Below are 13859 nucleotides of genomic sequence, written 5' to 3'. Positions count from 1 at the left end.
CGTTTGTATCTTAAATGGTTTTAAAAAAAACTTGTGTGTAAGAACTTCTCCCGACAAAATGAATTTTAACACTTTCACCAAAATTATAAATCCCGCTTTTTCAACAAGGCATAGGACCCGTAAATGAAACAACCCGTCCAGAACAGCACTATGAGTATTTCATACCAGTGTACTACATAATCCATTTTGAATTCTTCGCCAATTTGCTTGGCCACGGATTGGACAGCACCCAATCTGGAAAACGGCTCTTTTACCAAATTGGACATGGATTCCAATGGAAGAAAATCCAAGACTTTTTCAGAAGCCTCTTTTCCAATAAGCCCCCATACGAGAAAACGGATTCCCAAATTTTCAAAAATGGACCATAAAATCAAAAATCCCAAGGCAAATGCAGAGCGCTTGACCAAGATGCCCAAAAAGAGGCAGAAGGAAAAGAAGCCTACCAACTTTATAAAAAAAGCAAATAAATATTCCAATTCAGAAAAGATGATGGAAACTTCATTGTAATCGGAATAGACCAGACCCAAGATCAAAGAGACCACAAAAACAAAAATGGTGGACACCAAAGAAAATGAAATGACTGTCAGGAATTTAGATAGGACAAATTCCTTTTTTGAAAGGCCGTCTATAAGATTTTGTTTTATGGTTTTGTTACTATATTCATTGGCCATCATAGATACTATGACAATGGCCAAGAACAATTTAAAAATGGCAGTGATATACGTGTTGAAATGCCAGATATAAGGAAAATTGAAAATGCCCTGTTCAGCCAAATGAAACTTAATAGGGCCGATATCAAATTTAACGGCCGCTATCAAGGCTATTGAGGTAAGCAAGATAAAATAAGATATGATCAGGGCCTTACTCGCTCTATTGTTCCAAAGTTTTATAAATTCTATTTCTAATAATCTTTTCATAATCAAATGGGTTGTCTCTTATCAAGAGGTTGGTTGGGATGCTTATTTAGTTGGCGTTGACCAGTTGTGGTGCGTTTTTTGTCAAGGTCAAAAATTGTTCCTCCAGACTTTCCTTGCGCTTTACCATATGCGAAAGCACAATGCCTTTTTTAAAGAGTTGTGCGTTGAGCTCCTCTGCAGCTAGATCTTTGGATAGAAAGGCAGTAATGAGTCCATTTTCCTCTTTGATGGCACTAAAATGGGGGTCTTGTTTTAAATAATCTCCCAAACCTTTTAGGTCACTGGTTTTTAATTCAAAAAAACCGTGACTTCCCAGCATACCGTCAACAGGCCCTGAATATAATTTTTCCCCTTTTCTTAGGATCACAACATGGCTGCAAACCTTTTCTACTTCATCCAACAAATGTGAAGCTAATAGGATGGTGGTTCCTTGGGAAGCAATTTCTTTGATGATCTGCCTGATTTGATGAATTCCTTGAGGATCCAATCCGTTTGTAGGTTCATCCAAAATTAGTATTTCCGGGTCGTTCAACAGGGCAGAGGCGATGGCCAGCCGTTGTTTCATACCCAACGAATAGGTCTGGAATTTACTGTTTTTCCTATCTAGGAGGCCAACCATTTCCAGCTTTTCCTCTATCTTATCGATACTTACATTTTTTATTTTGCAGACCAGTTTTAGGTTTTGTACAGCCGTCATGTAAGGATAGAAATTAGGACGCTCTATGATGGCGCCAACTTTTTTAAGTGCGTCGTGGGTGGAAACACTGCCATTGAACCAATCAAAAGATCCACTGGTTTTATTGACAACATTCAATACAATGCCCAAGGTTGTGGATTTTCCACTTCCATTGGGTCCTAGTATTCCGTATACATTGCCTTTTTCAATGGTAAATGATAGGTCGTTCACGGCGGTGAGATGCCCAAATTTTTTAGTCAAATGGTTTACAGAGAGGATGGTTTCCAAAATCGGATTTGTTTTTGCATTGTTTATAGTAACTTGACGAAGAAATGCTTATTTTGTTACAATTAAATATCCCCTAAAATTAATAGTCTAGTATGTCGGAACGATTAATGTCAAAGAAAAAGCCAGCATTTCCAATAAATGCCAAGCTAGATGCGTATTTACATCACTACAGTAGAAAAATTGAAATCCCTATTTTTTACGATGATCTTTTGCGCTTTAATGGATCGGTAGTGGTGTATGATAAAAACGAGGAAGATACCATGTGGATCAGGGTCTATTATTCGGAATACGAACGCCAGGAAATAGATCTGAGCTTAAAAAAAGTGTATTCCATTTTGCATTCAGATGGAAGTGATAATATAATGCAATACCTAAACGTTGATGCTGTCGACTATTGTACGTTTGGGAATTCCAAGCCGTTTCGGATAAAAATAAGGAATATACTCAATGATAACTTTACTTATTTCTACATTAAGAAAACGGATGCCTCTCGAGTTTATGGCCTTGAATTGGAACATATGCTTTCTCCCTATAATCTCAATTTTTTAGTTTATAAAGATACACTGATAGAAGAGCACATAGCCGGGATCCCAGGTGACGTTTTTATCAAAGAAATGCTGCCAAAATGCACAGAGACCGAAAAGGCACAGCTGGCAAAGGAATTTGTAAAATTCAATGAGCGGTGCATGATTCGGTTATTGGGGGATATGCGTTCCTATAACTATGTAATTGTGCCTACGCACGATTTTGATCATGTGGTGTATAAAATAAGGGCAATTGACTTTGATCAACAGTGTTTTGAAGGAAAACTAAAAGTATATCGTCCACAATTTTTTAAAGAGAATTTCGAGATGGTGGAAATGGTGCGAAAGAAATTACAGAACCACTCTATAGATCAATATAAAATAGAGGAGCGATCAATAGTCGCAAAACGGATACTTAGCTCAGGAAAGCGAATTAAGAAGTTGGTAACCATTTGTAAGGGTGATAAAATTTCCAATCCGGTAAATGTAAAGATGTTGCGCGAACAAATCTATGAGATCACCTATGACCCTAAGTTAATAAGATGCAGAACCATGGGACAGGTACTCAGTAATGCCCTGGATTTTGTCAAAAGGAATTATGAAGACGTTAGTATGAAACAGATCTTGGAAAACAAGATACAAGTTTAGAAATTGTAAAAATAGACGGAGATTTTCTCAATAAAAAAAGGGTGCTTATTCAATAAGCCCCCTTTTTATTTAAAATATACTCAGATCAAACAGCCTAACTTTTTTGTTCTTTGTTGAAGTAGACCAAATAGTAATACATCTGGCGTTCCTCATCCCATCCTTTTTCAACAAATTTTTCGGCCGACTCCGGATTGATAAAATCCAATTTTATTTGGATGTTGGTATCAAGATTGATTACGTTCTTTATTTTCTTTCTCGCATCTGAAACAGCCTTGTTGGCAATATCAAAATTTGATACATCCTCTATGCTGTATTTGGGCCCTTTTTCTACTTTATAATTCTTGAACTCAGGAATAAGTTCTGGATTGCCCATTACTTCGTTCAAAAAGTTAGTTTCCTCAAAAGCGTCGTTTTTCGCAAAATGGTTCACTGCCCTGTTCATAAAGAGTACTTCTTGTTGTTTGTCCTCGGCAGGCAATACAACATCCTTGGCAAAATTCTGACAGAACTTCAAATAATTCTTGGTCTTAAAATTATCATCAGACAAGGGTTCTACGCCCAAAAAGTTCTCAAGCCAATATTTGGTATCGTACCTATTGCTATCCACGGAAAGAATTTTAAAGCCGTCCTCCTTCTCTGTATTGAAAATAAGGCAGCCTTTGTCCAATTTGTTGATATTGATTCCTTGTTGAACCAAGATATCCAAATTGTTGTCATTCTCCTCAAATTGAAGAAAATCGTGTTTTAGCTCACTTTTGAAAACACCAACGGCATTGACCTTTTTATTGTCCAATAAAAGATCTGTCAGGTAGGCAACATATACTTCTCCGCTCTTTATATGCGGGTGGTTCGATTGTTCGAACAAATAATTTGCAATCTTTTTGGAATTTGCATGTGCACTGCCAGGTTCATTGAAGACTTCGGAAACTATGTTGTAAATTTCATTGAATTCCAAGTCCACTTCATCACTGAACTTGAAATAGTTTTCTTCTTTTTCCCTGAAAGGTTTAAAGAAATATTCTTTTAAAAGTCCGGTAGTTTCATCATTCAGGGCGAAAGGTTCCGAGGATAGAAAAACACCCTCACCCTTGTTCTTATTTCCAACACGGTGCAAGGAAATGCTCTCAATTTGTGTAGCGTATAGATTGATCATATGTTGTCTATATAGAAGTTTATTCCTTTGGTCAAAGAAAGGTTTTGATTTAGTCAGTGAATATTTTAAATGTAAAGGAACAGGATAGAAATCTAGTTCCAATTTTCATCAAAGTCCAAATCTTCATAGTTGTCCAGAGTGTCATCAAAATCGAACATCGGGTCAGATTCGAAGTTCTTTTCTGGCGGCGAATCAGGTAATTCTCCAAAACTGAACAAAATATTGGGATAGGCCCTGCCGTCTTCTTTTTCTACAATATCGGCCAGTTCCACAAAAAAGGTCCACATACTCAAAAAGTCATAGACATAAATAAGTTTGGGAGTGTTTTTTGTAAGTAGGTCTTCTATTTGCGTTTCCTGCATGGAACGCAAATCAGCGCCACCTTCACCCATGTCTGAGAGCGCAATTTCTTCTTCCTGGTTCCACTCATCATCGCAGGTGTAAAAGGAGGCCATTTCATTGCCCAAAAATCCAAAGGATTGGGTTATCGTATTGTGAAATTCTTCAAGTGTTCTGTTCCCTTCTATTTCAATATCCCGAAAGACATCATCATCCGCATCTAGAATTACTCGTATCTTATAAATCATTACAAAAGTTTTTAAGAGGGTGCAAAGTTACAAAGTTTTGAACGTTTTGCCTGCTTTTGTAGCTTCCAAAACTAAATAGAATTGTACCCCGAACAAAAGGGCCGCCAACATAAGGTGAATTGGCTGACTTCCAAAAGGAAAATCGACGTATACCATAAGAATGCCCGAAATAATTTCCAATAGGATAAAAGCCATGACCCACATCATTTTTGGATATCCTAGGTTGTACTTAAATATGCGATAAAAAATGAAGGCATTGAGCAGCACTACAAGGATGGAGAAAGATCGGTGGATGTAAAATATGAGGGTTGGTTCCTGAAGCCATAAATCCTTAGCAGATTCTCCAAAAATATCTATTTGCTCGTCCACAAATTGTCTAACCTGGGTGCCCATGATGATCTGTATCAAGGTAATCCCCAAGGCCAAGGAGAATAACAGGGTCAGTGACCTATCTGATCTATTGTTCTTGATTTTTGTTCCTGAAATATGTATGATATAAAGTAGGAAGGCCACAATGACCAAGGCCATTACCATGTGTACTGTAATTTTGGCAGGCAACAGTACGGAATAGACGACTGTTGCTCCAAGCCATGCCTGAAAACCCATACCAAATACCACCAGCCATGATAAAATAGGAATCAATTTGTTCTTTTTCCAGAAACTGAAAGAAACTATGGCCAGAACCAATGTGGCCAATCCGGCCAAGGCACCAAAAAGTCTATTTATAAATTCTATCCAAGTGTGCAATGGATTAAAAATGGCATAATCGTGCTTGGTGTAGGTCTCCCACTTATTTTCGATATAGCTATTGGAAGTTTCAAAATCTTCCTTGGCCACCTTTAGAGTTTCATCAACGATAATGACCTGCCCTTTTTTGAAAATTTTATTGGGTTGCCATTGGAGGTCTATGATATTTGTTGGGGGGATGTAATATCCAAAGCACTTTGGCCAATCTGGGCAGCCCATGCCGCTTCCGGTCATGCGTACCACCGTGCCGGCAATAATCACCAAATAAACCAAAACCAATGCTGTTTTTGCTATTTTTCTAAAAGATTGATGCATAGTAACGATTAAGGATTTACAAAATTACTATAGTTTTTCCTATTGTTTAATATTTATTAGAAATAATTAAACAATAATTGTTGTTTACCAAGCCAGCAATGAATTACATCTGTGTTGGTATCCTAACTTTTTGTTAGGCCCATGCTCTTGCCCTTCTGAAACATATATTGTTTCGCAGCCTCGTATTCATTAGGTATTTCTCCTTCTAAAATGGCTTCCTTGATGGCATCCTTTATGATGCCAATTTCTTTGGAGGGCTTAAGACCAAAAGTTGCCATTATTTCCTCTCCACTTACCGGAGGTTGAAAATTACGTACGTGGTCCCGTTCTTCTACTTCCACTATTTTTTGCCGTACAATTTTAAAGTTGTTCTTGTACTGCTTTTGTTTTTTTGGATTTTTGGTAGTGATATCGGCCTCACAGAGGGTCATAAGATCCTCAACATGATCACCGGCATCAAAAATTAGTCTACGCACTGCCGAATCAGTCACAAAGTCTTCTGCCAGTACAATGGGCCTAGAACTCATAAGGACCATTTTTTGAACGTATTTCATTTTATCGTTCAAAGGCAATCGCAGCCTTTTGAATAATTTGTAGGTCATTTTAGATCCTATAAACTCATGGCCATGGAATGTCCACCCAATTTTTTTGTCAAATTTCTTTGTAGGGGCCTTGCCTATATCATGCAATAGCGCTGCCCAACGCAACCAAACATTATCAGTATGTTTGGATATATTGTCCACTACTTCCAAAGTATGCCAAAAGTTATCCTTATGACGCTGGCCCTCAATTTCTTCAATCCCCTGTAAGGCGGTAAGCTCTGGCAAAATATATTCCAATAGCCCTGTTTTGTGCAATAGGCCAAGTCCTAAGGAAGGGGTGGGACTTGATAGAATTTTGTTGAGTTCGTCAACAATTCGTTCTTTTGAAATAATCTGTATACGATCCTTATTCTCCGTTATCGCATTTAGCGATTCGGGGTAGATGGTGAAATTGAGCTGTGAGGCAAATCGTATGGCACGCATCATCCGAAGAGGGTCATCAGAATAGGTGATGTCGGGATCGAGAGGCGTACGGATCAGTTTGTTTTCCAAATCTGAGATACCATTAAAAGGATCCGATAAAGTGCCGTAGTCATCCTCATTTAGGGAAATGGCCAGGGCATTGATAGTAAAATCGCGTCTTTTTTGATCGTCCTCCAGGGTTCCATCCTCTACAACAGGTTTTCTGCTGTCAAAATGGTAGCTTTCCTTTCTGGCACCCACAAATTCCAATTCAACCCCTTTGTTTTTTAACATTGCCGTCCCAAAGTTTTTGAAAACAGAAATCTCAGGTTTCCCAGATAGTTTGCCAGCTACTTTTTTTGCCAGCTCAATACCGCTGCCAACAGCAACAATATCAATATCCTTGGGGATTCCCCTTTGAAGCAGGTAGTCCCTTACATATCCACCAATGACATAACATTTGATGTCCATTTCTTTGGCGGCTTCGGCTATAACTTTAAATATGGGGTCTTGTAGTGCTTTATTGTGGTTCTGATGCGTCATTTTATTCTCGGATCACTTTAACAGTTCCATCATTACCGAGTTTTATTATGGATGAGGGAGTGCTTTTCTCTTTATCGCGGTCCAAATTTACTACATAGTCAACACCTTTTAAAATCTCAGGGCTTATTTCTTTGAAACTAGTTGGGGTAGGTTCGCCCGCAATGTTTGCAGAAGTCGAGACCAACGGCTTTTTCAACCTTTGGATAAGATATTGGCAAAACTTGTCAGAAGCTACACGTATCGCCAAGGTGTCATCTTCCGCTATTAAGTTTTTTGCCACTCCCTTGGGGTGGTCATACACAATGGTGGTGGGTTTGGTGGCCATATCTATAATGTCAAAAGCAACATCAGGTACTTTTTGGATGTGCTGTTCTAACATAAAGTCATTGGCTACCAAGCATATCATCGTTTTGGTATTGGCTCTTTTTTTTAAGGCATATATTTTTGAGACCGCTTCAGCATTGGTGGCATCGCAACCAATCCCCCAAACGGTATCAGTAGGGTAAAGTATGATTCCTCCATTTTGGAGAACATCTAGGCACTTATTAATTTCTTCAGTCATTGTACATATTAAAAATCCAAAGATACTATGTTTTACTATTTGTGATCACAACGTCTTCATCTAAAGTAATGTTGAAATATTCTGAAACGGCTATCCATTGGATTCTATTTTTATCCTTATCGATATTCATTTTTTTGAGAGATTCCTTTTGGGAGCCGATGATGGGTATTGGGTAGTCAGATTTTATGCTGGCCTCTCTTGAAATGGTGCCATGTTTTGTAGACATAGCCTTGAACCATAGGTCATCTGCCTTAGGGGTCAATTTTAAAAATAAAAGTTCATTGGTGGTTTCCTTGGCCAAGGATTTTGGAGGATACAAGACGCCACCTGCCCCAATGGGAATGACGGCCTTTGGGTTTAGGATTCCTTTATCAGGGTAGATCCATTGTTTGTAGGGAAGGACCCCGCCTTCGGAGTCTGTTCGTATATACCTCGTTTGGTTGGCAATTACATCGTCTGGATATTTCAAATGCTCCTTATACAACAGTTTGAGCCAATTTTTGCGATAAATAAGGTCGTCGTCACAGGTAACAATAATCTCACCACCAAAAAGGTCCAAGCTATGGATCAGTTTTCGATGGGAACAAGTGAGGCTAGAATATTTTATTTCAAATCGATCGGACAACAGTTTTGATAGTTGTGGGGGAATTTCATTTTTAAGGGAATCATTCAACCATAACAGTATTTTTTGAGGCAATACTTCTTGATCTAAAAGGCTTCTTATAACGATATGCAGCGTGTGCAACCGAGACGGTATGGAAGTTAATGAAACGATTACTGGGATTTCTTTTCTATCCGTAATTTCAAAATCTCCAACTTTTTTTGCTAAAAGCCTTAGGGTGTGGAAAATGGAAACCGGTATTTCTTTAACCTTCATACGTCCTTTTTATGCGATTGATCCTATAGATTTATTATAGGGATATCATGATTATTGATAGAAATCCAAAGATATACAATAAGAGTTTTATATTTTTGCCCCATATTTGAACAAACGATGACAAATCCCAAAATTTCTATAATTGTTAGCACCTATAATTCTGAGGACTGGCTCAGGAAAGTGTTGTGGGGTTTTAATTGTCAGACTTTTAAGGATTTTGAAGTGGTTATTGCGGATGATGGTTCTGGACCCAAAACCAAAGAGCTCCTAGAGCAAATGGGAAAGGAAGTTTTTTACCCCATTGTCCATGTCTGGCAGGAGGACGAGGGATTTCAGAAATCCAGAATCTTGAATAAAGCGGTGGTAGCCTGTAATTCAGAATACATTATCATGACCGATGGTGACTGTATTCCTCGGGAAGATTTTGTGGAAGTACATTATATCAATAAGGCCAAGGGTTTTTTTATATCAGGGGGGTATTATATGCTGCCAATGGATATCTCTAAAATCATCACCAAAGAGGACATTGAAAAACAAAACTGTTTTAATATACAGTGGTTGAAATCCAATGGTATTTCCAAGACCTTTAAGAACAATAAACTTACCGCAAAAGGATTCATTTCCAAATTGTTCAACAAGCTTACTCCCACCAATGCGAGTTGGAACGGTCATAATTCATCTGGTTGGAAAAATGACATACTGGAAGTGAATGGTTTTGATGAGCGAATGCAATATGGAGGGCAGGACCGTGAACTGGGGGAGCGTCTGTTTAATCTGGGTATAAGGTCCAAGCAATTGAGATATAGCGCAGTATGTGTTCACCTAGACCATAAAAGAGGCTACAAAACACCTGAGTCCATTGCTAAAAATGTTGCGATCCGTAAAGAGGTTAAAAAGATGGGAAGTCATTGGACTTCTTACGGCATAATCAAGAAGTAAGCTAGCTCATTTTTTTTTTCCAACTGCTTTAATTCCTTAAAGCGCTCAAAATCTCCCAGTGCATTTAGATAACAGATGATAACACCTTTTTTGCCGTCTAGGATGCCCAAACGTAAAATATAATGGTTAAAGAATTTCCACGTGGGTTTTAGGAACAGGAGAAAATAATTGAATTTCTTTTCCTTATAAAAAGCTTCCTTGGCCTTTAATTTGCCATAGTTAAGCATTTTACTTTTGTAATCTTCGTAATTTTTATAACAATAATGGACGAGTTGTTCTTTTAAAATACCTGAAGTACCTTCCACGTCCAAGGTTTCATGCACAATTTTCTTGTCCGAAAATTTGGTTTTGCTTTTTCGGAACAACCTGTAGTTTTTATCCGTTTGCCAACCGCTAAAATGCAACGGCTTGTTTTGAAACATAAACTTCCTATAAAACCAATATGCTACATGCTCACTCTGACCATTGATGGTCTCTACTATTTCTTTTTGCAGCTTTTTGGTCACTACTTCATCAGCGTCTAAAAACAACACCCAGTCATTGGTTGCCTGTTTGAGGGTAAATGCTTTTTGAGCGGTAAAGTTTTCAAAAGGATTTTGAATCACCTTTATCTTGGGATGATTACATAGATATTCGTAGGTGCCATCGGTACTGAAAGAATCTACAACGATAATTTCATCAGCAAAATCAATGGATTGGACACATTTTTCGATGTATCCAATCTCATTGTAAGTTATAATTAATGCCGTGATTTTTTCCTTGGTACTACTCATAAAAGTTGATAACGCAACAACACTTGAATGTTGCTGACAAAAGTATAACAAAAAAAAGAAGGAAAAATTATATGGAGATATAAAATTCCTACAATTTTCTATACCGCTACGTTATATTCCCTTAGGGCATCGTTCAAAGAAGTTTTCTTATTTGTGCTCTCTTTTCTTTGGCCGATAATCAAAGCACAGGGCACCTGATATTCCCCTGCAGGAAATTTTTTGGTATAGCTTCCTGGAATTACTACAGACCTGGCAGGAACAAACCCTTTGCGCTCTACAGGTGTGTCTCCGGTAACATCAATAATCTTCGTTGAGGCCGTTAATACAACATTGGCACCAAGTACCGCCTCCGTACCCACGTGTACACCTTCCACAACAATACAACGAGAGCCAATAAAGGCGTTATCCTCTATGATCACTGGCGAGGCCTGTAATGGCTCTAAAACGCCTCCAATTCCTACACCACCACTTAAATGGACATTCTTGCCAATTTGGGCACAACTGCCCACCGTGGCCCAGGTATCAACCATTGTGCCTTCATCTACATAAGCTCCAATATTCACATAACTTGGCATTAAAATGGTCCCTGCCGATATATAGGCTCCATGGCGGGCCACTGCATTTGGCACCACACGGATACCCTTTTCTGCATATCCTCTTTTTAGCGGCATTTTATCGTGGTATTCAAAAATACCTGCCTCCAAAGTTTCCATTTTTTGAATGGGAAAGTATAGAACTACGGCCTTTTTTACCCATTCATTGATCTGCCAGCCATCTGCCGTTGGTTCTGCACATCGGAGTTGTCCGTCATCTAACAAATCTATGATCTTTCGTATGGCTTCTTGAGTCTTTTCGTCTTTCAGTAATTCTCGGTCATCCCAAGCTTTTTCTATGATTTGTCTTAATTCGGTCATTTCTAATGAATTTTTCAACAAATATAAACGCTAGGTGGTAATAAACCTTCCAAATTTATAGTTATAACATTTTATGCTTATTTTTGCCAAAAAAATATTGCGGTGGCAAGGATAGTTGCATTGGATTTTGGAAAAGTGAGAACAGGCATAGCCGTTACAGACGAGCTACAGCTTATTGCTTCCGGTCTTGAAACCGTGGAAACCAAGAACCTGCTGGACTTTCTTAAAAATTATGTGCTAAAGGAAAAAGTCGAGAAGTTTGTCGTTGGGGAACCAAAGCAAATGGACAATACCCCATCGGAATCTGAAGCTCTTATCAAGCCTTTTCTTCTGAAACTGACAGCAGCTTTTCCTGAAATCCCCATAGTTCGCCATGATGAAAGGTTCACTTCAAAAATGGCCTTTCAAACCATGATCGATAGTGGGCTCAAGAAAAAACAACGCAGAAACAAGGCATTGGTAGACGAAATTAGTGCCACTATTATTTTACAGGCCTACCTGGAAAAAACCACGTTTTAATGTTGGTGGCCTTTGAAATATGGATCAAAAGAAAAGCTCAACAGTATTTTGAGAACTTTTACAGTGCCAGGGATATTGCGAGGCTGAAGAATAAGGACTTTGTGATCATAAGCCGCAATTGTTGGGGAGGCCAAATATACCAGTGGTTAAAATTGCCCTACAACACACCTTTTGTAGGTTTGTTCATTTACACCCCATGTTATATCAAAATTCTTAAAAGATTTGATCATTACATGAGCCTTGAACTTGGATTTATCGAAGAATCCAAGTATTCAGAATATCCTACCAACTACCCGATAGGTATTTTGGAGGATGTTGAAATTCATTTTAAGCACTACGTGGATGAAGATGAGGCAAGGGATAAATGGAATAGACGAAAGGAACGCATGTTGGAAAATAAGAATATGGATAATTATTACTTTTCCATATGTAGCTGGCGAGGTCTTTTAGATAAGGATTTAAAGGAGTTTTACGAGTTGCCTTTTAAAAATAAGCTTTCTTTTGGTGGCAATGATTTGTTGGAAGGGAAGGAAAAGCGACATATTAAATTATATAACAATAGCAATGCTAGCGATAGAAATGCGCCTAATGGAAAAAAGCTTTTTAAACTTACATTCCTGTATTTGGATTTGGTAGCGTGGTTGAATAGTGGAAAAATATACAGAACAAGATTTAAAGATTAATTATACATGATTTTACCGATTGTAGCTTATGGCGATCCCGTTTTAAGAAAAGTAGGGACCGAAATTGACAAAGATTACCCCAATCTATCTTCCTTGATAGACAATATGTGGGAAACCATGTACAATGCCCATGGGGTAGGGTTGGCTGCACCTCAAATAGGTTTGTCCATTAGAATATTTATGGTAGATGCCACCCCTTTTGCGGATGATGAAGAATTGACAAAAGAGGAGCAAAATCAATTAAAGGATTTTAAACGTGTTTTTATTAATGCCAAAATCTTGGAAGAAACTGGAAAAGAATGGGCATTCAATGAAGGATGTCTCAGCATCCCCGATGTAAGGGAAGATGTGATCAGACAGGATACTTTGACGATTAGTTATCAGGATGAAAATTTTGTGCCACATGAGGAAACGTTTGATGGACTTTTGGCCCGTGTAATTCAACATGAATATGACCATATTGAAGGCATTTTATTCACAGATAAATTATCATCCTTAAAAAAACGCTTGTTAAAAGGCCGTTTGGCCAATATTTCCAAAGGAAAAATCAATGTAGATTACAGAATGCGTTTTCCAGAAATGAAAAAAGCACGTTAAGTAATTTATTTATTAGAGTAAAAGTGTAATATTTGCCCCCACAAATTTAAAAGTAGGACATGAGTTTAGATAAAATTTTATCCATAGGAGGAAAACCAGGACTTTATAAATTGTTGACACAGACCCGTACAGGCTTTGTTGCTGAATCCTTATTGGATGGCAAGAAGATTACGGTTGGTTTTAAAAATAACGTCAGTGTACTTTCTGAAATAGCCATATATACCCTAGAGGAGGAAGTGCCTTTAAGGGAAGTATTTGAAAACATCCAAAAAAAGGAAGATGGAGGAAAGACTTCCGTTGGACATAAGGATGACAAGTTGAAATTGGAAGAGTATTTCTTTGAAATTTTACCCAATTATGATGAGGACCGGGTGTATATGAGCGATATTAAAAAAGTAGTACAGTGGTACAATATTCTTCATGAGCAAGGTATTACAGATTTTGCTGCAAAGCAGGAAGAGGAAAAAACGGAAGAAAAGGAGTAATCCTTGATTTCTTTATAAAAAATAAAAAGCCTTCAATCAAGAAGGCTTTTTTTATGGCGTTTGATCATTTAATTATTATCTATATTTAGGCGACTAATTTTTAAAAAT

Annotated in this window: 16 protein-coding genes; 6 read left to right on the top strand and 10 right to left on the bottom strand. The window is 38.0% G+C overall.

All coding sequences use genetic code 11. The annotated features are described in order from the left end of the window. Positions 1-83 precede the first annotated feature (83 nt). Together SB49_RS07105 and SB49_RS07100 are read right to left on the bottom strand one after the other, a co-directional pair. Positions 84-917: an ABC transporter permease gene (locus SB49_RS07105; protein ID WP_062055185.1), complete on the bottom strand. Its 834-nt coding sequence runs from the start codon at positions 915-917 to the stop codon at positions 84-86. A gap of 46 nt (positions 918-963) precedes the next feature. Continuing rightward, positions 964-1881 carry an ABC transporter ATP-binding protein gene (locus SB49_RS07100; protein ID WP_062055183.1) on the bottom strand — a complete coding sequence of 306 codons (918 nt, stop codon included), beginning with the start codon at positions 1879-1881 and terminating at the stop codon, positions 964-966. Between the two features lie 92 nt (positions 1882-1973). On the opposite strand from SB49_RS07100, the gene SB49_RS07095 reads away from it, so the two are divergent. Beyond that, entirely contained in the window at positions 1974-3053 is a 1080-nt protein-coding gene (locus tag SB49_RS07095) for a hypothetical protein (RefSeq protein WP_062055181.1), read from the top strand. Between the two features lie 94 nt (positions 3054-3147). On the opposite strand, the gene SB49_RS07090 is transcribed toward SB49_RS07095, so the two are convergent. The 6 genes from SB49_RS07090 to SB49_RS07065 form a co-directional block, all read right to left on the bottom strand. Then, on the bottom strand, positions 3148-4206 hold the full coding sequence (locus SB49_RS07090) for a nucleoid-associated protein (protein ID WP_062055179.1): 1059 nt from the start codon (positions 4204-4206) through the stop codon (positions 3148-3150). A gap of 92 nt (positions 4207-4298) precedes the next feature. Then, entirely contained in the window at positions 4299-4793 is a 495-nt protein-coding gene (locus SB49_RS07085; RefSeq protein WP_062055178.1) for an IS1096 element passenger TnpR family protein, read from the bottom strand. Positions 4794-4820: 27 nt separating this feature from the next. Continuing rightward, on the bottom strand, positions 4821-5855 hold the full coding sequence (locus SB49_RS07080) for a COX15/CtaA family protein (protein WP_062055176.1): 1035 nt from the start codon (positions 5853-5855) through the stop codon (positions 4821-4823). A gap of 122 nt (positions 5856-5977) precedes the next feature. Next, positions 5978-7402 (bottom strand): CCA tRNA nucleotidyltransferase, encoded by a 1425-nt coding sequence (locus SB49_RS07075; protein WP_062055174.1) that lies wholly within the window; start codon positions 7400-7402, stop codon positions 5978-5980. Between the two features lies 1 nt (position 7403). Then, positions 7404-7964 (bottom strand): L-threonylcarbamoyladenylate synthase, encoded by a 561-nt coding sequence (locus tag SB49_RS07070; RefSeq protein ID WP_062055172.1) that lies wholly within the window; start codon positions 7962-7964, stop codon positions 7404-7406. Positions 7965-7989: 25 nt separating this feature from the next. After that, positions 7990-8841 carry a glycosyltransferase gene (locus SB49_RS07065; RefSeq protein ID WP_062055170.1) on the bottom strand — a complete coding sequence of 284 codons (852 nt, stop codon included), beginning with the start codon at positions 8839-8841 and terminating at the stop codon, positions 7990-7992. Between the two features lie 117 nt (positions 8842-8958). Here SB49_RS07065 and SB49_RS07060 point away from each other — a divergent pair, with 117 nt between their 5' ends. Further along, positions 8959-9780 carry a glycosyltransferase family 2 protein gene (locus SB49_RS07060; RefSeq protein WP_062055168.1) on the top strand — a complete coding sequence of 274 codons (822 nt, stop codon included), beginning with the start codon at positions 8959-8961 and terminating at the stop codon, positions 9778-9780. Here SB49_RS07060 and SB49_RS07055 read toward each other — a convergent pair. Together SB49_RS07055 and SB49_RS07050 are read right to left on the bottom strand one after the other, a co-directional pair. Further along, entirely contained in the window at positions 9759-10553 is a 795-nt protein-coding gene (locus SB49_RS07055; protein WP_062055167.1) for a glycosyltransferase family 2 protein, read from the bottom strand. The genes SB49_RS07060 and SB49_RS07055 overlap by 22 nt on opposite strands. A 98-nt stretch (positions 10554-10651) precedes the next feature. Then, positions 10652-11467 carry a 2,3,4,5-tetrahydropyridine-2,6-dicarboxylate N-succinyltransferase gene (locus SB49_RS07050; RefSeq protein WP_062055165.1) on the bottom strand — a complete coding sequence of 272 codons (816 nt, stop codon included), beginning with the start codon at positions 11465-11467 and terminating at the stop codon, positions 10652-10654. A gap of 102 nt (positions 11468-11569) precedes the next feature. Between SB49_RS07050 and ruvX the strand changes: the two genes are divergently transcribed. Genes ruvX through SB49_RS07030 form a run of 4 tightly spaced genes read left to right on the top strand, consistent with a single transcriptional unit; the run spans position 11570 to position 13751 of the window. Further along, positions 11570-11986, top strand: coding sequence for a Holliday junction resolvase RuvX (ruvX, locus tag SB49_RS07045; RefSeq protein WP_062055163.1), 417 nt, complete (start codon positions 11570-11572; stop codon positions 11984-11986). After that, on the top strand, positions 11986-12669 hold the full coding sequence (locus tag SB49_RS07040) for a DUF1919 domain-containing protein (protein WP_062055161.1): 684 nt from the start codon (positions 11986-11988) through the stop codon (positions 12667-12669). The genes ruvX and SB49_RS07040 overlap by 1 nt, the downstream gene beginning before the upstream one ends. Positions 12670-12675: 6 nt before the next feature. After that, complete coding sequence (def, locus tag SB49_RS07035; protein ID WP_062055159.1) at positions 12676-13266, top strand: peptide deformylase; 591 nt, start codon at positions 12676-12678, stop codon at positions 13264-13266. Between the two features lie 59 nt (positions 13267-13325). Beyond that, positions 13326-13751 carry a DUF5606 family protein gene (locus tag SB49_RS07030; RefSeq protein WP_062055157.1) on the top strand — a complete coding sequence of 142 codons (426 nt, stop codon included), beginning with the start codon at positions 13326-13328 and terminating at the stop codon, positions 13749-13751. Positions 13752-13859 lie beyond the last annotated feature (108 nt).

Source organism: Sediminicola sp. YIK13 (genome assembly GCF_001430825.1).
Taxonomy (GTDB): domain Bacteria; phylum Bacteroidota; class Bacteroidia; order Flavobacteriales; family Flavobacteriaceae; genus Sediminicola.
Note: the sequence above shows the minus strand (reverse complement) of the source record. Positions and strands in the feature narration are given on the sequence as shown.

Excerpts from the sequence above, each read along its gene's own strand:
- SB49_RS07095 (WP_062055181.1), top strand. The coding sequence starts at position 1,974 with ATGTCGGAACGATTAATGTCAAAGAAAAAGCCAGCATTTCCAATAAAT.
- SB49_RS07085 (WP_062055178.1), bottom strand. The coding sequence starts at position 4,793 with ATGATTTATAAGATACGAGTAATTCTAGATGCGGATGATGATGTCTTT.
- SB49_RS07090 (WP_062055179.1), bottom strand. The coding sequence starts at position 4,206 with ATGATCAATCTATACGCTACACAAATTGAGAGCATTTCCTTGCACCGT.
- SB49_RS07050 (WP_062055165.1), bottom strand. The coding sequence starts at position 11,467 with ATGACCGAATTAAGACAAATCATAGAAAAAGCTTGGGATGACCGAGAA.
- SB49_RS07030 (WP_062055157.1), top strand. The coding sequence starts at position 13,326 with ATGAGTTTAGATAAAATTTTATCCATAGGAGGAAAACCAGGACTTTAT.
- SB49_RS07065 (WP_062055170.1), bottom strand. The coding sequence starts at position 8,841 with ATGAAGGTTAAAGAAATACCGGTTTCCATTTTCCACACCCTAAGGCTT.
- SB49_RS07105 (WP_062055185.1), bottom strand. The coding sequence starts at position 917 with ATGAAAAGATTATTAGAAATAGAATTTATAAAACTTTGGAACAATAGA.
- SB49_RS07055 (WP_062055167.1), bottom strand. The coding sequence starts at position 10,553 with ATGAGTAGTACCAAGGAAAAAATCACGGCATTAATTATAACTTACAAT.
- SB49_RS07075 (WP_062055174.1), bottom strand. The coding sequence starts at position 7,402 with ATGACGCATCAGAACCACAATAAAGCACTACAAGACCCCATATTTAAA.
- def (WP_062055159.1), top strand. The coding sequence starts at position 12,676 with ATGATTTTACCGATTGTAGCTTATGGCGATCCCGTTTTAAGAAAAGTA.
- SB49_RS07040 (WP_062055161.1), top strand. The coding sequence starts at position 11,986 with ATGTTGGTGGCCTTTGAAATATGGATCAAAAGAAAAGCTCAACAGTAT.
- SB49_RS07070 (WP_062055172.1), bottom strand. The coding sequence starts at position 7,964 with ATGACTGAAGAAATTAATAAGTGCCTAGATGTTCTCCAAAATGGAGGA.
- SB49_RS07060 (WP_062055168.1), top strand. The coding sequence starts at position 8,959 with ATGACAAATCCCAAAATTTCTATAATTGTTAGCACCTATAATTCTGAG.
- SB49_RS07080 (WP_062055176.1), bottom strand. The coding sequence starts at position 5,855 with ATGCATCAATCTTTTAGAAAAATAGCAAAAACAGCATTGGTTTTGGTT.